Raw genomic sequence first — 25,027 nt, 5'->3', positions numbered from 1 at the left:
ATGCGAATACCTTGTGCTTTTTTTTTTAACTTCATTGACCCTAATAATAAAAAGGCGGTAATCGATACCGCCTTTTTTAGTGAAAGCTTGTCCCCAAGTTCAAGCCGCGTCAAAGCTTGGACTTAATACCTCTGCAAGGGCATTATTTGAAAGGCTGCCAATGACTTGATTATCATTGTCGAGCACTGGCAACAAATGATGGTCTGTTAACAGCGCGAATGGTAATACGGTTTGTAAGTAGTCTTTCTTTTTTACACTGGTTTGATGTAAAAGAGGCGAATCGATTTGATCTGCTTGGTAAGCCGCTAAGCGGTTTTTACTTACTACACCTTGTAGTTGACTGTTTTTTGTCCAGATTAAGGTGTCATGCTTGTTGAAAGCCTCGCTTAGGTCTTCTGCGGAATCGCAATCTATGATTCTGTCTTTGCTTCTATCCATAATGTGTTTTACTTTTAATGCCTTGGCGCGGTTTACGTCTTTGGCAAAGTCTCTTACATAATCATCTACTGGATTTAGAATTATGTCTTCAGGTGTACCGACTTGAACCATTTCACCGTCTTTCAGAACAGCAATGCGATCACCTAATCGTAATGCTTCATCTAGATCATGGGTGATGAAAATGATGGTTTTTTGCAGTTTGCCTTGCAGTTCAATCAACTGAGTCTGCATTTCATAGCGGATCAGTGGATCAAGTGCTGAAAAAGCTTCGTCCATTAAAAGTATTTCAGCGTCTGTACACAGAGCTCTTGCTAAACCGACTCGCTGTTGCTGACCACCAGATAATTGGGAAGGATATTGATCTTCATAGCCTTCTAGGCCTACGACTTCGAGCCATTCTTTGGCTTTGTTTTTCCAAACGTTAGGCTTCTCCCCTTGGATCGATAGGCCATAACCGACATTGTCGAGGACACAGTGGTGAGGCATCAAGCCAAAATGTTGGAAGACCATGGACATTTTATGACGACGAAATTCAATTAATTCTTTTGGACTTAGGGTAAGAATGTCGTCGCCTTCCACCTTTATCTTTCCGGCTGTTGGGTCGATCAAGCGGTTAAAATGGCGAATTAAGGTGGATTTGCCAGATCCTGATAGTCCCATGATGACAAAAATCTCACCACGATTAACCGATAGATTAATGTCGCGTAAACCAACTGTGTGACCCGTTTCAGCGAGCACATCACTTTTGCACATACCCTTGTTTACTTTTGGCAATACCTTTTCAGGCGTGTTACCAAAAATTTGAGTGAGAGATTCAATTTCAATAAGTGGTGTTGAATTATTGTCCATTTTGGTCGCCTCCAAGGTGTTTCTGTGTGCGTTTTGCATAGCTTTGAGAGACGCGGTCAAACATGATGGCGAGAGCGACAATGGCCAACCCATTCAATAAGCCTAGTGTGAAATATTGATTCGTGATGGATTTTAAAACAGGCTGCCCGAGACCTTTTACGCCAATCATCGAAGCGATAACGACCATAGCGAGCGCCATCATAATGGTTTGGTTGATGCCGGCCATAATGGTTGGCATGGCCAGTGGTAGCTGTACTCCAAACAAACGTTGTTTTGGCGTTGCACCATATGCTGTTGCCGCTTCTAATGTTTCATGCGGTACTAAGCGTATGCCTAAATTGGTTAAGCGGATAACGGGTGGAATAGCGTAAATTACCACGGCAATGACGCCGGGAATTTTGCCGATACCCAATAGCATCACGACAGGAATCAAATAGACGAAGGCTGGCATAGTCTGCATTATGTCTAAGAAGGGGGTGATGATAGATTGCGTTCGATTTGAGCGCGCCATCATAATTCCCACCGGGATACCTATGATGATTGCCAAGAAAGTACAAACGGTAATAATACTGAGGGTTCGCATGGTGTTATCCCACATGCCAAAATAGCCAATGGCTAATAAGGAAAGTGAGACACCAACACAAAGTTTCCAAGAGCGGCTCATGAAATAGACTAAGCCAGCTAAAACCCCCAAAACTAACCACCAAGGTGTATTTAATAGCAAGTTTTCAAACCACACTAGGAAACTCAGTAGAGGGTCGAAGAAAGCTTCGATTTGATCACCATAGGCGCGTGAAAAATCACGGTATGCACCATCAAGTGTTTTTCGTATTCCCAGAAGTTCTCTGCGGCTCATATCGGGAAATTCAGTGAGCCAAGATTGATCAGCCATAGTATTTTCTTTCGGTCATATCGGATAGGAAAAAATCACGAGCAAGGAGTCGGCCTGCTCGTGATGTGATTGTGATACCGCAAACTTATAAGTTATCTAGTGCGTCCATAAGTTTGTTTTTAACATCCTTGCTGACCCATTTAGACCAGACATCCTCATATTCAAACATAAAGTTTTCAGCGGCATATTGTCCATCCGCTTGGTTTTCTTCGATCCAAGCAAGCAAGCCATTCATTTGCTCGTTGGTGAAAGAGCGTTTGCCTAGGTAGTCATAAGCTTCTGGCGATTTGTTAGCAAACTTATCCGTGGTGATAGTATAGACCGGAGAAGGTGGGTACATAGACACGGTTGGCTCTAAACAGTCGGCTACTGAAATGCAATTTATGAATTCGTCTTTGTTAACGCCTGAACCAAAGTCTACTTTAACCATTTTGTACTTACCCAGCACGGCTGTTGGCGCCCAATAGTAGCCAAACCAAGGTGCTTTACGTTCATAAGCTTTGGCGATTGAGCCGGCTAGACCCGCACCAGAACCTGGATCAATCAATTCAAATCCTGCTTCGTCCAGTTTCATTGCACGGAATAAATTGGCACTGGAAATCTGGCAGCCCCAGCCTGCAGGGCAACCGTAGAATCCCGAGACGCTGTTGTCTTCAGGATGTGGAAATTCTTTTACGTGTTTGATTACCCCTTCGATAGTGGCAAGTTCAGGGTCTTCTTCTACCATGTAAGCTGGAACCCAGAAGCCTTCTTCACCTCCGTCAGATAGAGATTTGCCGGCCAGTTTTAAACGACCTTCATCAACACCTTGGTTCAATACGGCATTGAAAGAGTTTGTCCAAAGTTCAGGTGCGATGTCTGGTTGGCCTTTTTCAATCATTGACGTACCAGTTGGCATTGTATCGCCAGGTACCAATTCTGCATCACAACCAAAGCCATTGGTTAGAATGAATTTATCAATGTTGGCAATCAACGAAGCTGAGCTCCAGTTCATGTCAGCAATGGTTACTTTGCCGCATTCATGATGAGCTGCGAATGCGCTTGAAGCACCTAGGGTAAGGGCGACAGAAAGCAGTAATTTACTTTTCATAATAGTGTCCTTTAGTGATGATTTCTATCAATCTTTTTAGTTTGTTTTTATAGGGAACTGACTATTAATTTACATCTCTAATCATTATATATCAAATGTTTAGCGGTTTTAGTTGTGACTTAATGTATCTAAAACGCTTAGTTTGATTACTCTTTAAACGAAAAAGCTACCTTATTGATTTTAAAAATGCATGCCTAGATTAGAGGTGTAAATTGTTTTGTCTCGGTGTTTTCAGATGTTTTACTGTCCTCTTAATCCGAGAGGTATTTGTATTATCAGTTTGATGAGTTGGCATTTAAGGCATGGTTTTTGGGCGTGATGAGAGCGAATGTGAAGGCCGCAAGCTTTAGGATGTGGCGTAAGAGGGGTGGCTGGCCACAAAGCCGAGAATGATCATTTTCCACCGTATTACGAGCTCCAAAGTTCAGGTTAATATGATCCTTGATAGAGTTTATATCTCCACTAACCAATAGTATGCGTAACCTGTTATTAAGGCGGGTATTGTGGAATACAGAGTGGCTAGCATGGCCGCTTTTGGAGCAAGAGCAATCGCAGGAAAAAGAGCGTCACCATCATTGCTGATAGCGTTTGCCAGCTGTGCAGATAGAGGTATCGCTCCTTGTAAATACAGACTTGTGACCATAATTTGGGGGCCACAACCAGGTAATAGACCTATGGCAGTAGCAATGAGAATACTGCTGGCTCCCCATTGTTGTAAGGCATCAAGTAAGCCGTCACCAGTTGCGAGCAACACTAGTTCAAAGCAAAGAAAAGCCACCACGACCCAGCTGGTAACAAACTGAGTATCTTGTGCTACTTTGCGAATCCAGTGCTTGGGCAAGATGTTATCATTTTCTTTTGCTAATTCAGAAAAGCGATCACTTTTTGCCGACAGTGCCCATAGAAGCAAACAGGCAAAGCCTGCAATTGCGCCCAGAGTCTCGATTAATTGATCTGGTAATCCAAGTAACTGATTAACATCGTATTGCATAGCCATTAGCAAGGCGACAATACTCACAGGTACAATCAGTAGGCACCAAAAAGCAATATTAATGCGGCTGACCCAAATATCAAATTTACTGGGTATCTTGAGCTGTTTCATTGGTTCTATTGTGTGTTGAGGTGTTTCAAGTTGAGGGCTGGGTAAAAACCAAGAGGTGAACAATCCCGATGCTATTCCCACCAAAATGCTAATTGGCAAGACGATCATAGCGTCTTCAGGCCGTTGACTAATTAATAAAAAAGCAGCGTCTCCCATGGTGCTGGTTAGTACCGCAACTACCGCGCCGAAGCCAATTTTGCCTTGTGTATACTGGGTGATAATGACAATTGCGCCACCACAGCCGGGTAAAACTCCCATCACACCAGCAAAAATCACTTCTCTATAGCGCTTATGACTCATCCACCGTTGTAGGCCTGAGGTGTCTAAGTGATGACTTAAGCCGTAGTACAGTGCCAGCGTCGCGGCGACAAAAGCAGAGACTTGCAAAAAAGCATCCGATAATACGCTAGTAACCATGTTTTGTAGGCTGGGAATGAGCCAGAGCATTAGGACTGCAAGTGGTATGAAACCTCGCTTATTGATGTGTATCGCTTGTGCAGCGCGATTGAGGGTCATTTGATTTGAAAGCAAGTCACAGGCCTATTTAATTATGATAATAGAAATAATTATCATTCATATGTAGAATAATTCAAGTTATTTCTTCGCGAAACTATTTAAGGTGTCTGTGATTGAAGGCCAGTTATGCATAGCAAAGTAGAGCTCATAAGCTAGGGAAGGTGCGAACAAGTCCTCTTGCCTAGAGTTTGCAGTAACGATACTTTAAACCATTATGAATTTGGTTTTAAACTATTGGTTTACATGTGATGGCAAGGGGTCTGATGTTCAGCGTAAAGGTGAAAATAAGCGTTTCGCTGAGAAGAGTGGAAGTGGAAAGATGTGATGAATTTTTATCACATCTTTCGTGGTTCTGCAGCGAAGCCGTCACAGCTTAGCTGTCAGTTTGTGATGCAAAATGCTTGAGCAATCCGGCCTTATGAAGAGGCCGGAGGAAAAACGAAAGTCATGAATTATCCGTAAAGGCTTTTTAGTTTTTCTTGGATGCTGCTTAAAATGCCTTGTGAATCGAGTCCAACACGTTTCAGCATAGCGTTATGACTGGCATGCTCTTCATATTGGTCAGGAAGACCAAGGTGTAATGTGGGCACTAGAATGTTATTTGCTATAAGGAATTCACTGACCGCAGAGCCAGCACCACCCATAATGGCGTTTTCTTCTACTGTCACAATCAGTTTAGCGCCTTTGTTTTCTAATAAGGCTTGCTCATCTAACGGTTTGACAAAGCGCATGTCGAGCAAACTGGCATCCAGTGCATCAGCAGCTTGCAGGGCATCATAGGTTGGTCGGCCAAAGCTGCAAATCACAATGCCAGAGTGGCCTTCTCGTAAAGATCTGGATTTGCCTATCTCAAGGCTTGAAAGTGTTTTGTCGATCGTTATGCCAGGACCATTACCTCGAGGATAACGAACTGCCGCTGGGCCTTGGTAAATGTAGCCTGTCTGTAGCATCTTACGACATTCGTCTTCATCGGAAGGTGCCATTACCACCATATTGGGGATGCAGCGTAAATAGCTCAAATCATAAACGCCCGCGTGGGTAGGACCGTCTTCTCCGACTAGTCCAGCGCGATCTATGGCAAACAAGACATCAAGATTCTGTAATGCCACATCATGAATTAATTGGTCATAACCACGTTGTAAAAAAGTTGAGTAAATTGCGACCACAGGTTTGATGCCATCGCATGCCATACCGGCGGCCAGTGTCACCGCATGTTGTTCAGCGATGGCCACATCAAAGTAACGATCCGGAAAACGTTCGGCAAACTCGATAAGATCAGAGCCTTCTTTCATTGCCGGTGTGATGGCCGCTAATCTAGCGTCTTGCTCAGCAGCGTCACATACCCATTGTCCAAAAATATTACAATATTTAGGCTGCTTATTCTGCGGTTTGGCTGGGACTGGATCAGGCTCAACTTTATTAATGGCGTGATAGCCAATAGGATCGCCTTCTGCTGGTTCAAAGCCTTTGCCTTTTTTAGTGATCACATGAAGAAATTGTGGGCCTTCACGATCTTTGAGGTTGGCAATGGTCGTGAGTAGATGCTCAATGTCATGACCATCAATTGGTCCTATGTAATTAAAGCCTAACTCTTCGAACATCATGCCTGGTGAGACCATGCCTTTCATGTGTTCTTCGGCTTTACGAGCCAATTCTAATGCAGAAGGTAGACCTGAAAAGACTTTCTGGCCGCCTTTACGAATACTGTCATAGGTTTTACTGGCCCAAATTCTGGCAAAGTAACTCGACAAAGCGCCAACCGGTTTGGAAATGGACATTTCATTGTCATTTAGAATGACCAGCATATCAGCTTTAACATGACCTGCATGATTGAGGGCTTCAAAAGCCATACCAGCTGACATAGCACCATCACCAATTACGGCGACCGATTTGCGGCCAGTGTTAAACTGTCGTGCGGCTAGGGCCATTCCTAGTGCCGCGCCGATTGAAGTACTGGAATGACCCACACCAAAGTTATCAAACGGACTTTCTTCTCGTTTTGGGAAACCTGAAATGCCATCTTCTTGGCGAATTTTTAGTAGGGCTTCACGTCGTCCTGTAAGGATTTTATGAGGATAAGCTTGGTGGCCAACATCCCAAACAATGCGATCTTCAGGAGTGTTATAGATGTAGTGAAGGGCAACGGTGAGTTCAACAACCCCTAATCCAGCGCCAAAGTGTCCGCCTGTTTGACCGACACTGTACAGCATAAATTCTCGTAATTCGCGGACAAGGCTAGGCAATTGCTCTTTATTAAAGGCGCGCAAGTCTTCAGGTGTATTGACTTGGTCTAGTAATGGCGTAGCAGGTCGCGCTGTAGGTATTTCTTCAAACATGGGCACAGGTTTGGTCACATAGTATTAATCTAAAAAGGCGGGTAAGTATATCAGTGGTTGCGACCAATAATATAGTTAGCAAGCTCAACTAATGGTTGCGCAGGGTCACCAAATGGCTTAATAGCATCAATTGCCTGTTGGTGAAGCGTTTGTGCAAACTCCTGAGCACCTTCAAGACCAAGCAACTTTGGATAAGTCGGTTTGTTCGCCGCTTCGTCAGAAAATTGGTTCTTACCAAGGGTATTGGTATCACTGGTGATGTCAATGATGTCATCTTGTACTTGGAAAGCTAGGCCAATGGCATTGGCATAACGATCGAGTTGCGTCAGGTTATTTCTGTCCAACATGCCCACACTGATGGCGCCCATTCGCACACTGGCACGAATTAATGCGCCAGTTTTATGTTGATGCATTTGTTGGAGTGCCTGTTGGTTAATGTCATGACCGACATTGGTCAAGTCAATCATTTGGCCTGTTACCATACCATGACGACCTGATGCATGAATAAGCTCTTGAATTAATTGAAGTTTCAAGCTAGCGTTGGTATGGTGTGATTGACTTAGTAGTTCGAAGGCAAATGTTTGGAGCGCGTCACCAGCCAGAATGGCTGTGGCTTCATTGTATTGAATGTGGCAGGTTGGTTTGCCACGACGCAAATCATCGTCATCCATTGCTGGTAAGTCATCGTGAATGAGTGAATAAGCATGAATAGATTCGATGGCAGCTGCACAAGCGTCTGTGAGTTCGTTAATGTCATCAAATAAGCTGGCTGTCGCATAGGTCAACATAGGGCGGACACGTTTACCGCCATTGAAAAGACTGTATGCCATGGCTTCTTGAAGATGATTGGCAGGCACATATTGATCTAAATTTTGCGTGAGGTAATGATCAACTCGACGGCGGGCAAATTGTGAAAAATCGTCTAGGGTCACGAATTAGATTCCGGGTCAAAAGGTTCTAAATGCTCACCATCTTGCTTTTCAAGCAGTATTTGAACTTTTTGTTCGGCTTGGGTGAGAACGGATTGACATTCTTGACTTAGTTTAACACCTTTCTCGAAAGCTTTTAGAGCTTCTTCTAGAGAAAGTTGGTTAGACTCCAGTTGAGCGACTAGGGTATCTAATTCGCCAAGGTTTTCTTCGAAGTGACGGACACTGTTTTTACGTGACATGTTAGTTACTCTTGATAAAACCTACGTTTTTTAACAGAAAAAAGCTTACTGTTCGAGTGAGAATTGATGAAAATTACAAAAATCATGCAAGAAGTTGCGATGATGGGTCAGTCTTTCGTATAGAATCATCAGATGTTTCAGTGAGAAAAACGCTTTTTGTTAGGAGACGTATGTGGATATCGCAACGTTAATAGGACTAGTTGGTTCCTTTGCAGTTGTTATTGCCGCCATTTTTGTTGGTGGTTCAGCCGGAATGTTCATCGATGTAGCATCAACCTTGATTGTGTTGGTTGGCTCAACCTTTGTGGTGCTAATGCAATATCCACTTGCACAATTTCTAGGTGCAGGTAAGGTCGCGGCTAAGGCCTTTATGTTTAAAAGCGTGCCACTAGATACCTTGATCGACGAAGTGTATGGCTTAGCAGATGAAGCTCGAAAGGGGGGATTGCTGTCGCTAGAAGGTAAAGAGGTGAGTCATCCCTTTTTATCTAAAGGCATTCAAATGCTAGTGGATGGTCATGATGGTAACGTGGTCAAAAGTCAGCTCAGTAAAGAAATGAACCAGTCCTACTACCGACATACTAAAGGGGCCAAAGTATTTAAGGCGTTTGGTGATGTTGGTCCGGCCATGGGCATGATTGGTACTCTTGTTGGTTTGGTACAGATGCTGGCCAATATGGATGATCCAAAAGCCATTGGACCGGCTATGGCGGTTGCCCTCTTAACCACTCTTTATGGCGCTATGTTGGCCAACATGGTGTGCTTACCGATTCAGGCTAAATTGATGACACGTGCTGATGAAGAGTTGCTGTGTCAACAAATGATTATGGATGCGCTGTTAGCGATTCAATCAGGGCAAAATCCGCGTATTTTGGATGGCGCACTGAAAACCTACATTGCCGAAGGTAAGCGTGCTGAGCGCGAGTAAAATTAAAGTTGTTAGCGGATTATCCACATGAGTGATCAAGAAGAACAAGATTGTCCTGAATGCGAAGAAGGCCTGCCCGCCTATATGGGGACCTTTGCGGACTTAATGTCTTTGTTGATGTGTTTCTTCGTGCTTCTGCTTTCGTTTGCAGAAATGGATGTGATTAAATTCAAACAAATTGCTGGTTCATTAAAAGTGGCATTTGGTGTTCAGCGTGAAATCAAAGCCGATGCGATTCCTATGGGAACCTCGGTTATTGCCCAAGAATTCAGTCCAGCGAAACCAGAGCCGACGCCCATTAATGAGGTGCGTCAAAAAGTCGATACTACGCCTGAGAATACCTTGGAAGTGCTTTGTAAGCCGGATACGGCTGAACTGAAAGAGCGTCAAGAATCAGGTTCTCCATCTCCGGTAACCTTCGTTGATAAGTCTCAAGCGGACATCGAACGTGAAAAGAAAATTCAAGAGACGGAAGGCGATGCGCAACAGATTGCGTCAGTAATGAGAGAAGAAATTTCCAAGGGTACGGTTGAGATCGAAACCAAAGAAGAAACCATCACTATTCGTATTAAAGATCAAGGCTCGTTTGAGTCAGGTTCGTCGGAACTTAACTATGACTTTATCCCTGTGATTGATTTGATTAGGGATGTATTGGTGGGGATTCAAGGTACCATTTCGGTTGAAGGTCACACAGATAACTTACCCATTCAAAGCCGTCAATTTCGTTCCAACTGGCAGCTGTCCGCAGCGCGGGCAATTTCAGTAGCGGAGGAGCTTTTTGCGACTGGGCAGCTTAGCCAGAATCGCTTCTCAGTAACCGGTTTCGCAGATACCAGGCCTTTGGTTGCGAATGACAGTGTGGCAAATCGAGCCACTAATCGTCGAGTGGAGATTGTGATTAAACAAAATGATGTACGGCCGCCGGTTCGCGACAGTCTTGATGAGATTCCTTCTGATGGGGTGATTGAGTTTGATCGGTCTATGTTGGACGATTTAGCACCGGATGAAATATTCTAATAGAACTGACTTTAAAGGGGGGCGCTTGCTCCCCTTTTTTATGCTTTTATCCACTAGAAAGGCTGAGTTTTTTAGGTTTTTTTGCTATGGTTTACGCAAAGAAATTTGAGGATAGATTAAATGCGAGTAGCAGTGATTGGCGCATCTGGGCGCATGGGGAAAAACTTAATAATGGCCATTTCAGACATGCAAGGTGTGTCTCTTGGTGCCGCTATCCTAAAACCTGGTAGCAGTTTACTTGGTGCAGATGCAGGTGAAATTGCCGGTATAGGTAAATTAGGCGTTCCTGCAGTGGCTAGCTTAGAAGATTGCATCGACGACTTTGATGTCTTAATTGACTTTACGACACCCGCTTTAACACTTCAAAATGCGGCGTTTTGTGCGCAATATGCAAAAGCCATAGTAGTGGGGACAACAGGTTTAAACGACGATGAAAAAGTTCAGCTAGAAGGTTTTGCTAAGCAATCACCAGTGGTTTTCGCTCCGAACATGAGTGTTGGGGTAAACCTAACCTTGAAACTGCTGGCGACAGCGGCTGAAATTTTGGGCGACGATTATGATGTTGAGATAGTCGAAGCGCACCATCGTCACAAAGTGGATTCTCCTTCTGGGACAGCATTGCGTATGGGAGAAGTGGTGGCGGATGCCCTGGGCCGAGATTTAAAAGAATGTGCAGTGTATGGACGTGAAGGGCAGATTGGTCCAAGAACACAAAAAGAGATTGGCTTTGAAACCATCCGCGCGGGTGATGTGGTTGGTGAGCACAGTGTTTGGTTTGCGACAGAAGGTGAGCGTATTGAGATTGTTCACAAAGCTAGCAGTCGAATGACCTTTGCAAAAGGCGCTGTGCGAGCGGCAAGCTGGTTAGAAGGGAAGCAAGCTGGAATGTATGACATGCAAGATGTACTGAATTTAAAGTAACCTACATTTGCATTTAAAATGAAAAAAGCCACCTTGCTTCCAAGGTGGCTTTTTTATTGTTTGTGTTGAAATAATTCGTCAGCTTACTATTGAGCGTCTGGAGAATTGATCACTAGTAACGGAGCAGCATCAAGAGATTCTGCATCCATCATCATGGCAATGCGCTGCAACGAAGACAATACTTGAGTTTGCTCCCAACCTTCTAACGCATCGAATTCATTAATGAATTTTTCGTGTAGTAAAGGTGGCGTTGTTTCAAGAATTTGCATGCCTAAGTTGGTCAGTCGTGCATTGACTATGCGTTTGTCTTTTTGGCCTCTGACACGCTCTACATATTTGCGGTCTTCTAAGCGATTCAGAATGGTTGTTACGGTGGCTTGACTGAGAGACACGCTATCTGAAATACGTCGAACCGTGACATCGCCCAATTCTTCAATAGACCGTAAAACCATAATTTGAGGAATCGTTAGTCCACATGCTTTTACGACACGCTTAGATTGTAAATCCGTCGCACGGATAATGCGTCTTAGGTGAACGAGAACATCGTGAAGGTGTTGTGGTGTCGACATAACAATTTCGGGCCCAGAAAAATTAGCGGATTATAGAGGTTTGGCAATCCCTATGAAAGCCAAGTTTAAAATTATTACAGCTCAAAGTATAGAAGTTGAGTTGGAATTGCGAAAGAAAAGAATTGTAATGGCAATGAGGGTCGAATTAAAAGGGCTATTTAAGCCCTTTTAGTGCATCAAATGCGGCAATGGCTGCAGCTCTGGCTGGTTTATAATCAAGGATCGGCATTGGATACTGACAATCTTGTCTTTGTTGTGTCGTTGGGTTGTGAATAGACTTATTGTCTAACGCCGTTAGCTCGGGTACAAAGCGTCGAATAAATTCGCCTTGCTTATCGTAGGTTTCGGACTGCCTTATGGGGTTGAATACTCTGAAATAGGGGGCCGCATCACAACCGGTTGAAGCGCTCCATTGCCAGCCACCATTGTTCGCCGCATATTCACCATCGATCAACTTGCTCATAAAATAGGCTTCCCCATGGCGCCAGTCAGCAAACATCAGTTTGCAAAAAAAGCTGGCCGTAATCATCCGTAATCTATTGTGCATCCAACCTGTTTGATTGAGCTGTCGCATAGCGGCATCAACGATAGGAAAACCAGTTTTGCCTTGTTGCCAAGCGTCAATTTCGGCTTGATTGTGCCGCCAGTTCAGTGCATTGGTTTCGGGCTTAAATGGGCACCCCTTTGATAACGAGGGAAAATGCACCATTAACTGACGATAGAAGTCCCGCCATGCGAGTTCTTTTAACCAGACACTGTCCTGCCATGGTTTGTCTTCCTGACGGCAAGTGTAATGAATCGCTTCTAAGCATTGTCTTGGGCCTAACGCCCCAAGGGCCAGATAGGGTGATAAAGTGCTGGTAGCAGGCTGGGCAGGATAATCTCGATCCTCGTGGTAATGTTTTTCTTTGTGGTGACAGAATTGCCAAAGCTTTTGTCGAGCGATGGTTTGATCCGCGGGCCAAAGGTCCTCGCGATGTGAGTGGTCTGGGTGAGCAGGTAAAGTTGTCTCAGGCAGAGGTGTTGACTGAGGTTCAGGCGCTGGTAATGGTGTTGGGTCTTGTTGTGACAATAGATCTAGCCAGCGTTTGAAGTAAGGGGTAAAGACTTTAAAGGGGGTTTGCTGTTGGCTAAATACTGGTTTCGCGACTATGAGGTCCGCGTCTTCAATATGGCAGGCGATGTTATTTTGCGTCAGCTGAGAGTGTACCGCTTGATCCCGTTTTCGTTCATGGGTTGGCAGCTCTTCATTGAACCAGAGGTGTTGAATCTGATGTTTGATGCAGAAATCATGAATGGCATTAGGTAAAGCAGAAAATCGGTCTTCTATAATAAAATGGACAGGAATACCAAGCCCTGCAAGGGACTTGCAGAGGCTTCGCATTAATCCAAATCTTAATCCTGTTTTAGCATCTGATTCTTTGTGTTCTTGCCATTGCGTCTCGGTAATGGTGAATAGCACGGCAATATAACCTTGTTGAGACGCATGGTAGAGAGCTGGGTTGTCTGCCCATCTTAAATCATTTCGAAGCCATACTAGGTGTTTGATGTTCATACTGCACGTGATTCTCTTTATACGGTATTACGAATGCCAAGTGGACTTGGATAAGGGGTAAAGTAACTTTGCTGATTGATGTATTCACTGCCATGATGTTTTAAGTAATGATGCAGCAAGGTCATTGGTGTTACTAAATTCACTTCGCCTCGACGATACTGTTCTACTACATCCAGAATGTCTTTACGTACTGATACGTCGACCGCATTTTTTAAGTAGCCCACTAAATGCATTAGGACATTACAATGATTTTTGCGTTTGGCTGGCTTGGATAAACAGGTCATGAGTGTTTTAAAATATGCTTCTTTTAATGCTTTGATAGACCTTGGGTCGTTGCCAGACAGCAGTCTTCCTAACTCGCGATAGATAGGCTGAGAATGTGCCATAACAAGGTATTTATAACGACTGTGGAACTCAATTAAGTCTTTCAATTTAGGTTCTTCAGGAACGCTATGACGGAAATCATGATGTGTGAAAACCCGTAATAAGAAGTTTTCTCTTAGATTTGGGTCATTCAAGCGACCATCTTCCTCTACGGGCAGTAATGGATAACGTTCCATTAGTTTCTTTGTGAACAGGCCTGCCGTGCGCTGCATATGCGGATGCCCATTTTCCTGGTACACCTTAATTCGCTCCATGCCGCAGCTAGGGGAGTTCTTCATCACAATGTAGCCATCTAGATGTGCTAAGGTATCAAGATAGTCAGCGCTTCCTGAGTGGAATCGATCCGTTAAATCTTCACCGGTTTTTTTGCTGAATGTCATGATTGGATCGGTTGGGTCCCCTTCTAAACGTAGTGTCGGTCTTGGCGTGCCAAAACCAGCCGCGACTTCCGGACAGAACTTTTGATAGTCAAAGTAATCGCTCAGAACATGATCGCAGTAATTTGAGTGGCTATGGCCGCCATTAAAACGGACATTATCCCCGAGTAGACAAGCACTGATACCAATCGGAATTTTACGTTCTAACTGGTCTGGAGTGTATTTAGAATGAGGCATAACTATCTCCTTAAAACTCTGTTTATAGGCTTGCTGGGTTATTTATGATCCAGTCCGTTAGCGTCAATGCACTGATAAGAGCACCTTCTGCGTCTCCTTGACATAACCAATCTGCTGCTAGACCCACTTGATGTTCAGGAGCCCAAGCGTAGGTTTTATTACCACGGTTCTCGGCGTAACGGCTAAAAAGCCAGCGGTGAGGTTCCCCATGTTGTCGTACTCTTTGTTCTGTGTGTTCAGCAAACGCCTGTTGTAGGGTTTGTGCTATCCATTGTTTGTCTTGTTCGAGATGTTGAGCAGTCCATTCTGGTGAGGTTTGTATGACCCAGCGGTCCACTTCTAAACCTTCTCTACCCGGTTTGTAGTTGTCTTTTATCATGCGCTGAATAGGCGAATCTTTAAGCTCAATGATGGCATTTAAGTCGCTTGGTTGAGTTTCTAGCCACATCGCCCATTGTGATTGATATTGTTTGCAGGCTTGATTGGCTCTCAGCAATAAAACCGCTAGATCAGCGTGTGTTGCCAGTAACATGGCAGCTTGATGAGCTGGCGTTGCAATGATGACCTTGCCAGCTTTTGCGCATACTTGATATTGATCATTTCGCAGTAGCCAAAATGATTGACCTTCTTTATTTGTGAGATGGTCCATCTGCTGTACTTTTGTTGAGGTCATGAATGGTATTTGATCAAGCCAGTGACGAGTAATGCTGCTCATTTTTGGCGTGCCCACAAAGCCAAGAGCTTTTTTGCTGCTAATTTGTTTCCACTGTGCAGCAATGCCTTGCTTAGCTAAACTTTTAAACAGAGATTTTGTTTCTGGGTGACTAGCAAAAATGTACGGTGTGCCTAATTCACAGCTGCTAGTGTCACTAAGTTTTTTGCTGCCCGCGCGACCACCAGAGCCACGACTTTTATCAATCACACAAACTGAGAACCCTGCAGAGGACAGCTGTTTCGCACACAAACTACCAGCCAGTCCAGCACCAATAATGGCAACATCAAATGTCGGAATGTCTTGTTGTATTGTGGTTGATGTCTTCATGATTTTTTGCCTCTGCAAATTGCATTCTTATACAATATAGAACTTTGTATAAGAAAATCAATAAAATTGTACAAAAAAATATTTGTATAGTTTTTATGGGTGTTTTAAGTTTAGACCACTATGAATAGATTGCCTCAAGGAAGTGTTACGTGATGGGAATAAAGTCAATATTGAATGATTGGAAATAGATATGAATAAAGTAGAGCAAGGCTTTTCTGAAAAAACGCATCAAGACAACGAATTAGGGGATTTATCTACACCTAACTTGTTCCCTATTCGAGAACTGTCTCTGAAAACAGGCGTGAATTCCGTTACGTTAAGAGCTTGGGAAAGACGTTACGGTTTGCTAAAACCAAAGCGAACAGGAAAAGGTCATCGACTCTATGATCAGGCGGATGTAGTTCGAGTTGACGCTATTATGAAATGGATTCAACAAGGTGTCGCGGTGAGTAAAGTGCGTGCACTGCTTGATCAAAGTAATGAACAAGAGGGAATGGTTGCTGATACCCAATCGAATAATGAATGGCTGCAATGGCGTGAGGATTTAGTGGATGCTGCAAAGCGATATCAAGAAACTAAAATAGAGCAACTTTATCAGCAAATTTTTTCTCAATACCCAGCTGAAATTGCTATACGTGACTGGTTAATGCCTAGCTTAGAGATGCTTCCCAAGGGAGCGCAATTGGCTTTTGCAGAGTCTGTTTTGTTAGCTTGTTTGAGTAATCGAATAAGCAGTTGGAAGGTGCAACAGAAAGCAGCAGACAAAGAGGTGTTGATTACAGGCTTGTCTTGTCAACGTTTGTTGTCAGCACATATGGCTGCGGCTATGTTTTTAGATAAAGGTATTCGTTGTCAGTTGATTATGACGCCGCAACATTATGAAGATTGGCACGCATTGGTTCGTCATTTAAATCTTAATGCGGTGTTGGTGTTTTGTGAAAACGAGTTGGCCAGTCGAGTGGACAATGTATTGGATAATATGACCGCTTGGCAAACCACTACTGTGGCCGTCGGGGCGAGTTTTTGGCTGGCGGCGAATGAGTTGTCAAAAACTAAAGTGGGGCAAGTCAGCGTGATGTCGGACAGCATGGAAGGCATACAAGCTTGTATCTATGAGCTAAGTAAATAGTACCCAATATCCAAAAGGCATAAGAAAAACTATCAACCTTATCTATATTATAAATTTTAGCAATTTATCTTTCTTCGCTAATATAAATATTAAATCAAGAGGGGAGATAGACAATGATTAAAACAATGACTTTTGCTGTGATGCACTTTTCCATTGCGTTCACTGTGGCGTATTTAATAACGGGGAGTTTTTTGGTGGGAGGTTTAGTCGCCATTGTGGAACCTGCGATCAACACGGTGGCTTTTTACTTCCATGAAAAAATTTGGATTAAAATGTCAAAATCGAATGCCACAATGGAGATTAAACAATCCATCCAAAATGCTGGTGAAAGCTATGCGTTACGTTCTATTTAGATGCAATCTTTCAAGCATAAAAAATGCCGCTGTCTATACAGATCAGCGGCATTGCTTTGATCAAGCGACTAATTAGCTTAGAGGATTGATCAAGAAGTACAGAACGATGGCAACAGCAATCGGTGCTGTGAACTTCATAGAGAGGTTCCAAAGTTTGAACATGCCGTTCGAAAGTTGTAATTCATCTTGTGCAAACTTGTCTTTAACAACCCAGCCAGCAAACAATGAAATCAAGATACCACCTAATGGCAGCATAATATTAGCGGTAATATAGTCTAGGAAGTCAAAGGTGTTTTTACCGAAGAAGGTAACATCTGACAGGAAGCTGAAAGAACCTAGACAAGCAATACCAAGAGCCCACACAACAATGCCAAGTGCGATTGAAGCGGTAATGCGTTTTATTTTGAATTTCTCTACCAAGAAAGCTACGGTAGGTTCAAGTAGTGAAATTGCAGATGTCCAAGCCGCCACGCCAACGAGTACGAAGAATAGAGTACCGAACAGTTGGCCAAATGGCATTTGACCGAATGCAACAGGCAGAGAAATGAACATCAAACCTGGGCCTGCACCTGGATCCATGTTATTCGCAAAAATGATTGGGAAAATGGCTAGACCAGCGACTAGTGCGACCAAGGTATCCAAAGCACCTATGGTCAAGACAGTTTTACCGATTGACGCTTGCTTCGTCATATAAGAACCGTATGCCATGATGGTTCCCATGCCCAATGATAGGGTGAAGAATGAATGACCTAGGGCAATCAGAGCAGAATTCCAAGTCAAGGCACTGAAATCGACTTTGAACATGAAGTCCCAGCCTTCACCGAAGCTACCAGTTGTCATTGCGTAACCTAGTAGGATCAACAATAGAACAAATAAGGCTGGCATCATAACGCGCGTTACGGTTTCAATGCCTTTGTTGACACCTGCAGCCACCACGGCCACCGTCATAATGCTAAATAGAGTGTGCCAAAATAATAAAGTGCTTGGATCTTCAAGCAAACCGCCAAATGCGGCGCCCGCTTGGTCAGAAGTTACCCCAAGCATCTCCCCCGTTAGCATGATTTTGATGTAATGCAGTACCCAGCCACCAACGACAGAGTAGAAAGAGAAGATCAAGACGCCAGCTAGCATCCCCATTAGGCCGATGATGCTCCACGATTTTGAGCCTTCTGACTCTTCCGCGACATCTTTTAATGCATTAATTGGGTTCTTACGAGCTCGGCGTCCAATAAAGACTTCTGCCATCATGATTGGAATGCCGACTAATAGAATACAAGCTAGGTAAACCAGTACGAATGCACCGCCACCGTTTTCACCTGTTATGTAAGGAAATTTCCAGATGTTACCCAGACCTACAGCTGAGCCTGTTGCCGCTAGAATGAAAATCCATCGGCTAGCCCAAGAGCCTTGGATTGATGTTTTATTATTCATAGTTATCTCTATTTGTTGAAACCGTAAAACGAGATCGAAGTGAACATATTAAGAGGCCTTGGTAAGTTCTTATTTTGACTTGGGGGCCTTACTATTCATCATGCCATCTTCGATTAGGGGGCGGATTTTCCGAATTTTAACGGCCATTTGCAACATAAAATGCTCTTTTCTTGTCACTTTGTTTATTTTTTGTCTCTTTGTTGTGCATCTTTGGTTTCATTTTTGAATTATTAAAAAAGCCATATAGTTAGACATCTAATTATTTGTGGATTGATAAAACATTCCATGTATAATAATTAGGCATCAAATTAAATACCCTTTGTTTTCTATATATTCCGTCATTTAGGGGGATTTTATGCTTTTTTTCGTCATTTTTTTAGGGTTGTTTTGTGCTTTTACTTTGAGATCAAATTAAATTAAGAGGGATTATGTCAGTCAGTAATATTGTTCTCAAAAAGCCTGTGCCAGAAGATGGTGCAAATGTGTATGGGTTGGTCAAAAAATGCCCGCCTTTGGATGCTAATTCAGTTTATTGCAACCTTCTGCAAACGTCGCACTTTGCAGATACCTGTGTGGCGGCGAAACGCAATGATACTCAAGAGTTGGTTGGCTTTGTGTCTGGGTATGTCTTACCAAATGATCCTAGTACGTTATTTATATGGCAGGTCGCTGTCAGTGAATCAGCTCGTGGAGAAGGCTTGGCGAAAAAGATGGTTGTGAACCTACTAACACGGCAGTCGTGTGTCGAGGTCAAATTTATACACACGACCATTACTAAATCGAATCAAGCATCTTGGGCGTTATTCAGAGGCTTATCTAAACAGCTGGAGACTGACTTTAAAGAGTCTATTCAGTTTGATCAAGAGTTGCATTTTAACGGTCAACACGACACTGAGTTTTTGGCTGAGATCGGTCCGATCCGTCGCTAATTTAGCGACGGATTACGTTATATATTATTTGAATAAAAAAGGAAGCTTACTATGAAAATATTTGCTGAGATTGAATCCGAAGTTCAGTCCTATGCTCGTTCATTTCCACGTGTTTTTCATCGCGCACTAGGGGCTCACCTATTTGATCAAGAAGGTAATAAGTATCTGGACTTTTTGGCGGGAGCTGGCACCTTGAATTATGGCCACAACAATCCAATTTTTAAGAAAAAATTAGTTGAGTACATTCTAGAAGATGGCATCACTCACGGCCTTGATATGCACACCAAGGCGAAAGGTGAGTTTTTGCAAAGTTTTAAAAAGCACATTTTAGAGCCTCGTGGTCTAGAGTATGTTATGCAGTTTACAGGTCCAACAGGTACTAATGCCGTTGAAGCCGCATTGAAGCTGGCTCGTAATGTAACGGGGCGCGAAAACATAGTGAGTTTTACGAACGGTTTCCATGGTTGCAGTTTGGGAGCGTTATCTGTTACCGGTAATTCCCATCACCGTGGTGCTGCTGGGACTAACCTTGGCGCTGGAGTGTCAACGGTTCCTTTTGATGGTTACTTGGGAGACGGTATCGAAACGACGGAATATTTAGACAAGGTTTTTTCAGATTCCAGTAGTGGTGTGGACATTCCGGCTGCGGTGATAGTGGAAACCGTTCAGGGTGAGGGAGGCATTAATGCCGCAAGCTTTAATTGGTTACAAAACCTAGAAGCTGTTTGTAAAAAACACGATGTGTTATTGATTATTGATGATATTCAAGCCGGTTGTGGTCGTACTGGTACTTTCTTTAGCTTCGAAGATGCTGATATTCAGCCTGATATTGTGACCATGTCAAAATCTTTAAGTGGTTATGGCTTACCTTTTGCTGTGGTGTTGATGCGCCCAGAATTGGATGAATGGAAACCTGGTGAACATAACGGTACTTTCCGTGGTAATAATTTGGCCTTTGTGACAGCAAAAGAAGCCATCGAAACCTATTGGCAAAACGATGAGTTTGAAAAAGAAATTAAACGTAAAGGTGAATATATCCATCAACGTACACAGGCCATTGTGAGTGAGTTTGGAGAAGGTAATTTCACCTTACATGGTCGCGGCATGATGCGTGGTATTAATTGTGTGAGTGGTGAGCTAGCCAATAAAATCACAAAGAAATGTTTCCAGCATGGTTTGATGATTGAAACCTCGGGTGCGGACGATCAGGTGGTTAAATTCTTATGTCCATTGACCATCTGCGATCAAGACTTAAAAGAAGGCATTGATATCCTAGAAAAGTCGATTCGCGAGATTTGTGCGAAGGAAGACGATATGCCAGAAGCCAAAAGTTACTTTGATGAGAATTACGACATTGCGGTGTAATCCATCGTGTTATTTATTGAATAACATTTCATTAAGAACCGATTTTAAGAGGGATTTATGTTTTCACGTGATTTAGTGGAATGTGAAAAAACCGAACGTCGTGTTGTGTCACCTGATGGCAACTGGGAAAGCACGCGACTGATATTGAAAGAAGACAATATGGGTTTTTCTTTCCATATTACCACCATCTATGAGGGCAAAGATTTTGATATGCATTATCAAAATCACCTAGAGTCTGTGTATTGTATATCCGGTGATGGTGAAGTGGAAAGCCGTGAAACGGGACAGAAACACGCCATCAAACCTGGAGTTGTGTATGTGTTGGATAAGCATGATCCGCATACTTTACGGGCTTTTAAAGAATTGAAGCTGGCCTGTGTGTTTAATCCACCCATCACAGGCAAAGAAGTGCATAATTCTGAAGGTGCTTACGAGCTAATTGATTAGGAAGCATTCATAAAGGGTAAAATACGCAAAAATCGACTGTAACAGAGAATAGTGCTTAATTTTTTTACAGCCTTATGACAATATAGCGGCAATTTTTTTAATTTTACATGATTTGGGTGTTTTGCCTGATATAGATTGGATTCGTAATGGGACAACATACAGTTGAGAAAATCGGCGGTACGTCCATGAGTGACTACTGTTCGGTTAGAGATAATATTATTTTTAAACCGGCACAAGCGGGCCATTTTTACAATCGTATATTTGTGGTATCTGCTTACGGTGGCATGACAGATAAGCTGTTGGAACACAAAAAAACAGGTGATGCTGGCGTCTATGCTTTGTTCGCACAAGAACGCAAACAAAATCATTGGTTTCCAGCCTTACAGGAAGTCCGTGAAGCCATGATAGCGATCAACCATGAATTGTTTGAAGTGGGGGATTTGCGAGATAAAGCCGATGCTTTTCTTGGTAGTCGTTTGCAAGAAGCGCAAGAATGCTTAGAAGACCTACATCGATTGTGTCAGCATGGTCATTTTTCCATTAGCGAGCATTTATCGACTGTTCGTGAAATGTTGGCCAGTATTGGTGAAGCGCACAGTGCATGGAACACAGCAGAGTTATTGCAACGTGATGGTGTAAACGCTGTATTTGTTGATTTAACAGGCTGGAACAGTCCAGTTCATATGTCTTTAGATGAGCGTATTTTAGATGCCTTTAAAGACATAGATTTGAGCACAGAGCTGCCAATTACAACCGGCTATGCACACAGCGAAACGGGTTTGATGTCGACCTTTGATCGTGGTTACAGTGAAATGACGTTCAGTCGCATTGCGGTTTTGACAAAAGCCCATGAAGCGGTGATTCATAAAGAATTCCACTTGAGCAGTGCTGATCCGCGTTTGGTTGGTGAAGCCAATGCCGTGCCAATTGGTCGAACGAACTATGATGTGGCGGATCAACTGGCAAATTTGGGGATGGAAGCCATTCATCCAAAAGCCGCGAAAGGTTTGCGTCAAAGTGGCATTTCACTTCGAGTGAAAAATACTTTTGAGCCAGAACATACTGGAACATTAATAACCGGTGACTATGTCAGTGATGCACCTTGTGTTGAGATCATTGCAGGCTGTCGAGGTGTGTTTGCCGTAGAGTTATTCGATCAAGATATGGCGGGTGACATTGATGAATTTGATGGTGCTATTTTAAAAGTATTGAATCAATTTAATGCTCACATTATTGCCAAAGACATCAATGCTAATACCATTACACATTACTTAGCGATTAACCTGAAAACATTAAAACGTGTTATGAAGGTATTAAGTGATCGTTTTGCTGATGCTGAAATCACTCAGCGTAAAGTGGCCATTGTATCGGCGATTGGCAGTGATATGAAAACCACTGGTATGCTAGCGAAAGCGGTAAAAGCCATTGCAGAGCAAGAAGTAAATGTCTTAGCAATGCACCAATCCATGCGTCAGGTTGACATGCAGTTTGTGATTGATGAAGAAGATTATGAAAAGGCGATCTGTAGCCTTCATAAAGATTTGGTCGAAGTGCATAACCATGGTCGAGCAATTTGCTTAGCGTCTTAATTTGCTAAGCGTGTAAAACGGCTCGGCTCTGAAATATCAAAACCCAAATGCCATTGGCATTTGGGTTTTTTATTGCCTAAGCGTTAATTTTCTTCGTTATGATGAATGGTAGGAAGCGTTTTATTGAAGGCTTCTGCCGCAACCGCGCGACTTACATAGAAGCCCTGACCAAAATTGCATTGGAAGTCCGCAAGCATCTGCCACTGTTGTCTGGTTTCAATACCTTCGGTCAAAACCTTGATATTGAGCTTGTGTGCCATGGCAATAATCGCTTCGACAATGTTTCGGTCATTTTCATCTTCGGTAATGTCTTTGATAAAATTGCGGTCAATTTTCAATAAATCTACTGGCAGGTTTTTCAGCTGAGCAAGAGAAGAGTAGCCTGTGCCGAAATCATCAATCGCGATACAAACGCCCATTTTTTTGAGGCTCTTAAGCAGACTTTTCGCCAATTCTATGTCTTCAAGAATGTCTGTTTCAGTAATCTCGAAGCCGAGTTGTCGAGCAGGAACTTGATACTGAATTAAGAGTTTTTCAACATGACAGACAAAATATGGGTCAGCCAATTGTTTAGACGCTAGATTGATGTGCAATAATATGTCAGATAATCCCGCTTCTTTACGTTCGGCTAAATAGGCGATGCCAGTTTCAATGACCCAATGGCCGAGTTCGACAATTTGTCCGGTCTTTTCCGCGACTGGAATAAATTCATTTGGATAAATAAGACCTTTTTCAGGGTGATTCCAGCGAATCAGTGCTTCGGCCCCAATGATATGATTAGTATGTAAATCAAATTGGGGCTGGTAATACAATACGAACTCTTGATTTTTCAGTGCTTGAGAAAGGTCATCTTCGGCCTTAATGCTGTTATGAGTGTTGACCTTCATGCTTTCTGTGTACATGGAAAACTGGTTTTTGCCCAATTGTTTTGCGTGATACAGTGCCATGTCGGCATTTTGCATTATGGTGACTAAGTCATAACCATGTTCTGGAATCATGGCGATCCCTAGGCTTGTGCTGAGGGTGAACTCTCGTTGATTAAATGTAATCGGAATTTGTACGCTTTTCAGAATCTTTGTCGCGAAGGATTCGGCTTCTTCAGTACTTTTAATATTGCCTAATAGGATGCCAAACTCATCGCCACCCAAACGTACCACTTGATCTGATAGACCTTTAAGGGCATTGAGGCGGTCAGCAATAATGACGAGCACCTGATCCCCAATGTCGTGACCAACGGTATCATTAATGCGTTTGAAATTGTCTAGATCGAAGTAGATAAAAGCAGAAATACGACTTCGTAATTGGTTTTTATATAGGGTGTTGGGTAAATTATCATGCAAATGACGGCGGTTGGGTAGACTGGTTAACGGGTCTCGATAAGCTAGGTCTTGCAGGGCTGCGGTTTTTTCTTTTACCAGTTTGCTCAATTTCAAAGGTTGTATCAATAACGCATACAGAGCAATTGACAGCAATATACCGATAATGAAACTAATGGAGTAGCCTTTAAAGCGGTTGGCTTCTAATTCATTGGCAATGTTTTGACTGATGGTCAGAGTCCAGGTTCCGACGGGTAATATGAGTTTGCTAGAAGATTTCAAATCGCTTAGTGGGGCAGAGGAAGAAGAAAGCGTAATGCGTTCTTCTTTGTCATTATGGGGACGCCATAATTCATACTGATAGCCGTCTTGTTCTAGCTCTTTTAATTGAGTGGCGGCGATTAAATGGTCTAAATACACAAGTGAAGACGCGAAGCCCCAAAAAGACTCGTTGTCTTGACCTCGATTTAAATAGATTGGCGCCCGGCTGATAACGGCAACACCGCCTTGTATGAGTGATACTGGGCCAATTGCGATCATCTTTTTAGTGATAATGGCTTGCTGAGTGGCTTCATGGTATTTGGTTGAGTTGATAATGTCTAAGCCGATGGCTTTTTCATTGCCGGCTAGAGGGTAAATTTTTTGAATGATGCCATTTGGTGCCAATTGGATGTTTTCAATGCCGCCAATGGATTCGATGAGTCGATTGGCATAGCTATCAAACCATGGTGAATGACCATTGTGTAGCTCAACTTCATAAGACATGATTTTGGCGGAAGTAAAAGCAGATGCAAGGCGACGCTCTAAAGCTGAAGCTTGTGAACGAGATAAGCCATTGAGGATAGAGGATTTTTGATGAACGATTGAGTGACTAGCAGACTGAGTCCAGTAGCCCCCCAGCAAAACGATGAAGCAAAATGCAATGGATACAATCCCTAAGGCTAGGGGTTGCTTGAGTCGAGCTTGTTTCAAAAAATTATCCTATTACCTTGAGGTGCACTGGAAAATCATATTATTTCTAGTAGGGTGCGTCCGCTTCTTTTT

The 25,027-nt window shown here is 43.1% G+C and carries 22 protein-coding genes; 9 read left to right on the top strand and 13 right to left on the bottom strand.

The genetic code is table 11. The features are described 5' to 3' along the window. Nucleotides 1–99: 99 nt before the first annotated feature. The 7 genes from MAR181_RS13815 to MAR181_RS13785 form a co-directional block, all read right to left on the bottom strand. Nucleotides 100–1,287: a quaternary amine ABC transporter ATP-binding protein gene (locus MAR181_RS13815; protein WP_013797215.1), complete on the bottom strand. Its 1,188-nt coding sequence runs from the start codon at nucleotides 1,285–1,287 to the stop codon at nucleotides 100–102. Beyond that, a complete protein-coding gene (locus tag MAR181_RS13810) occupies nucleotides 1,277–2,179 on the bottom strand; it encodes an ABC transporter permease (RefSeq protein ID WP_013797214.1) in 903 nt (300 codons plus the stop codon). Before MAR181_RS13810 ends, MAR181_RS13815 begins: the two co-directional genes overlap by 11 nt. A gap of 85 nt (nucleotides 2,180–2,264) precedes the next feature. After that, a complete protein-coding gene (locus MAR181_RS13805; RefSeq protein WP_013797213.1) occupies nucleotides 2,265–3,269 on the bottom strand; it encodes an ABC transporter substrate-binding protein in 1,005 nt (334 codons plus the stop codon). 451 nt (nucleotides 3,270–3,720) lie between these two features. Then, nucleotides 3,721–4,818 carry a putative manganese transporter gene (locus tag MAR181_RS13800; protein WP_245546163.1) on the bottom strand — a complete coding sequence of 366 codons (1,098 nt, stop codon included), beginning with the start codon at nucleotides 4,816–4,818 and terminating at the stop codon, nucleotides 3,721–3,723. A 521-nt stretch (nucleotides 4,819–5,339) separates the two neighbouring features. After that, nucleotides 5,340–7,223, bottom strand: coding sequence for a 1-deoxy-D-xylulose-5-phosphate synthase (gene dxs / locus MAR181_RS13795; protein WP_013797211.1), 1,884 nt, complete (start codon nucleotides 7,221–7,223; stop codon nucleotides 5,340–5,342). A 50-nt stretch (nucleotides 7,224–7,273) separates the two neighbouring features. Beyond that, nucleotides 7,274–8,155, bottom strand: coding sequence for a (2E,6E)-farnesyl diphosphate synthase (ispA, locus tag MAR181_RS13790; RefSeq protein ID WP_013797210.1), 882 nt, complete (start codon nucleotides 8,153–8,155; stop codon nucleotides 7,274–7,276). Next, nucleotides 8,152–8,394: an exodeoxyribonuclease VII small subunit gene (locus MAR181_RS13785; RefSeq protein WP_013797209.1), complete on the bottom strand. Its 243-nt coding sequence runs from the start codon at nucleotides 8,392–8,394 to the stop codon at nucleotides 8,152–8,154. Before MAR181_RS13785 ends, ispA begins: the two co-directional genes overlap by 4 nt. Nucleotides 8,395–8,566: 172 nt before the next feature. On the opposite strand from MAR181_RS13785, the gene pomA reads away from it, so the two are divergent. The 3 genes from pomA to dapB all read left to right on the top strand — a co-directional run bounded on the left by pomA (nucleotide 8,567) and on the right by dapB (nucleotide 11,260). Beyond that, nucleotides 8,567–9,322, top strand: coding sequence for a flagellar motor protein PomA (gene pomA, locus MAR181_RS13780; RefSeq protein ID WP_013797208.1), 756 nt, complete (start codon nucleotides 8,567–8,569; stop codon nucleotides 9,320–9,322). A gap of 27 nt (nucleotides 9,323–9,349) precedes the next feature. Then, the gene (locus MAR181_RS13775; RefSeq protein ID WP_013797207.1) at nucleotides 9,350–10,339 is read left to right on the top strand and encodes a flagellar motor protein MotB; all 990 of its coding nucleotides are present in this window, start codon (nucleotides 9,350–9,352) and stop codon (nucleotides 10,337–10,339) included. Between the two features lie 120 nt (nucleotides 10,340–10,459). Next, nucleotides 10,460–11,260 carry a 4-hydroxy-tetrahydrodipicolinate reductase gene (gene dapB / locus MAR181_RS13770; RefSeq protein ID WP_013797206.1) on the top strand — a complete coding sequence of 267 codons (801 nt, stop codon included), beginning with the start codon at nucleotides 10,460–10,462 and terminating at the stop codon, nucleotides 11,258–11,260. 86 nt (nucleotides 11,261–11,346) lie between these two features. Here the strand turns inward: dapB and MAR181_RS13765 are convergent, their stop codons facing one another. From MAR181_RS13765 to MAR181_RS13750, 4 genes are all read right to left on the bottom strand, one after another. Continuing rightward, complete coding sequence (locus tag MAR181_RS13765) at nucleotides 11,347–11,829, bottom strand: MarR family winged helix-turn-helix transcriptional regulator (protein ID WP_013797205.1); 483 nt, start codon at nucleotides 11,827–11,829, stop codon at nucleotides 11,347–11,349. Nucleotides 11,830–11,983: 154 nt separating this feature from the next. Further along, nucleotides 11,984–13,384, bottom strand: a complete 1,401-nt coding sequence (phrB, locus tag MAR181_RS13760) for a deoxyribodipyrimidine photo-lyase (protein WP_013797204.1) — start codon at nucleotides 13,382–13,384, stop codon at nucleotides 11,984–11,986. Nucleotides 13,385–13,401: 17 nt separating this feature from the next. After that, nucleotides 13,402–14,382 (bottom strand): YbgA family protein, encoded by a 981-nt coding sequence (locus tag MAR181_RS13755; RefSeq protein ID WP_013797203.1) that lies wholly within the window; start codon nucleotides 14,380–14,382, stop codon nucleotides 13,402–13,404. Nucleotides 14,383–14,404: 22 nt separating this feature from the next. Continuing rightward, the gene (locus MAR181_RS13750; RefSeq protein ID WP_013797202.1) at nucleotides 14,405–15,424 is read right to left on the bottom strand and encodes an NAD(P)/FAD-dependent oxidoreductase; all 1,020 of its coding nucleotides are present in this window, start codon (nucleotides 15,422–15,424) and stop codon (nucleotides 14,405–14,407) included. Between the two features lie 190 nt (nucleotides 15,425–15,614). Here MAR181_RS13750 and MAR181_RS18135 point away from each other — a divergent pair, with 190 nt between their 5' ends. Then, on the top strand, nucleotides 15,615–16,553 hold the full coding sequence (locus MAR181_RS18135) for a MerR family transcriptional regulator (protein WP_013797201.1): 939 nt from the start codon (nucleotides 15,615–15,617) through the stop codon (nucleotides 16,551–16,553). Nucleotides 16,554–16,666: 113 nt separating this feature from the next. Beyond that, entirely contained in the window at nucleotides 16,667–16,906 is a 240-nt protein-coding gene (locus MAR181_RS13740; protein ID WP_013797200.1) for a DUF2061 domain-containing protein, read from the top strand. A gap of 72 nt (nucleotides 16,907–16,978) precedes the next feature. On the opposite strand, the gene MAR181_RS13735 is transcribed toward MAR181_RS13740, so the two are convergent. Continuing rightward, a complete protein-coding gene (locus MAR181_RS13735) occupies nucleotides 16,979–18,337 on the bottom strand; it encodes a sodium-dependent transporter (protein ID WP_013797199.1) in 1,359 nt (452 codons plus the stop codon). 428 nt (nucleotides 18,338–18,765) lie between these two features. On the opposite strand from MAR181_RS13735, the gene ectA reads away from it, so the two are divergent. From ectA to MAR181_RS13715, 4 genes are all read left to right on the top strand, one after another. Then, nucleotides 18,766–19,266 carry a diaminobutyrate acetyltransferase gene (gene ectA, locus MAR181_RS13730; protein WP_013797198.1) on the top strand — a complete coding sequence of 167 codons (501 nt, stop codon included), beginning with the start codon at nucleotides 18,766–18,768 and terminating at the stop codon, nucleotides 19,264–19,266. 51 nt (nucleotides 19,267–19,317) lie between these two features. Then, nucleotides 19,318–20,631, top strand: coding sequence for a diaminobutyrate--2-oxoglutarate transaminase (ectB, locus tag MAR181_RS13725; RefSeq protein WP_013797197.1), 1,314 nt, complete (start codon nucleotides 19,318–19,320; stop codon nucleotides 20,629–20,631). Nucleotides 20,632–20,688: 57 nt separating this feature from the next. Beyond that, the gene (locus tag MAR181_RS13720; RefSeq protein WP_013797196.1) at nucleotides 20,689–21,078 is read left to right on the top strand and encodes an ectoine synthase; all 390 of its coding nucleotides are present in this window, start codon (nucleotides 20,689–20,691) and stop codon (nucleotides 21,076–21,078) included. Nucleotides 21,079–21,224: 146 nt separating this feature from the next. Beyond that, nucleotides 21,225–22,667 (top strand): aspartate kinase, encoded by a 1,443-nt coding sequence (locus tag MAR181_RS13715; RefSeq protein WP_013797195.1) that lies wholly within the window; start codon nucleotides 21,225–21,227, stop codon nucleotides 22,665–22,667. A gap of 83 nt (nucleotides 22,668–22,750) precedes the next feature. Here the strand turns inward: MAR181_RS13715 and MAR181_RS13710 are convergent, their stop codons facing one another. Then, nucleotides 22,751–24,955, bottom strand: coding sequence for a bifunctional diguanylate cyclase/phosphodiesterase (locus tag MAR181_RS13710; protein WP_013797194.1), 2,205 nt, complete (start codon nucleotides 24,953–24,955; stop codon nucleotides 22,751–22,753). Between the last annotated feature and the right edge of the window lie 72 nt (nucleotides 24,956–25,027).

It is taken from the genome of Marinomonas posidonica IVIA-Po-181 (genome assembly GCF_000214215.1).
Taxonomy (GTDB): Bacteria; Pseudomonadota; Gammaproteobacteria; order Pseudomonadales; family Marinomonadaceae; genus Marinomonas; species Marinomonas posidonica.
Note: the sequence above shows the minus strand (reverse complement) of the source record. Positions and strands in the feature narration are given on the sequence as shown.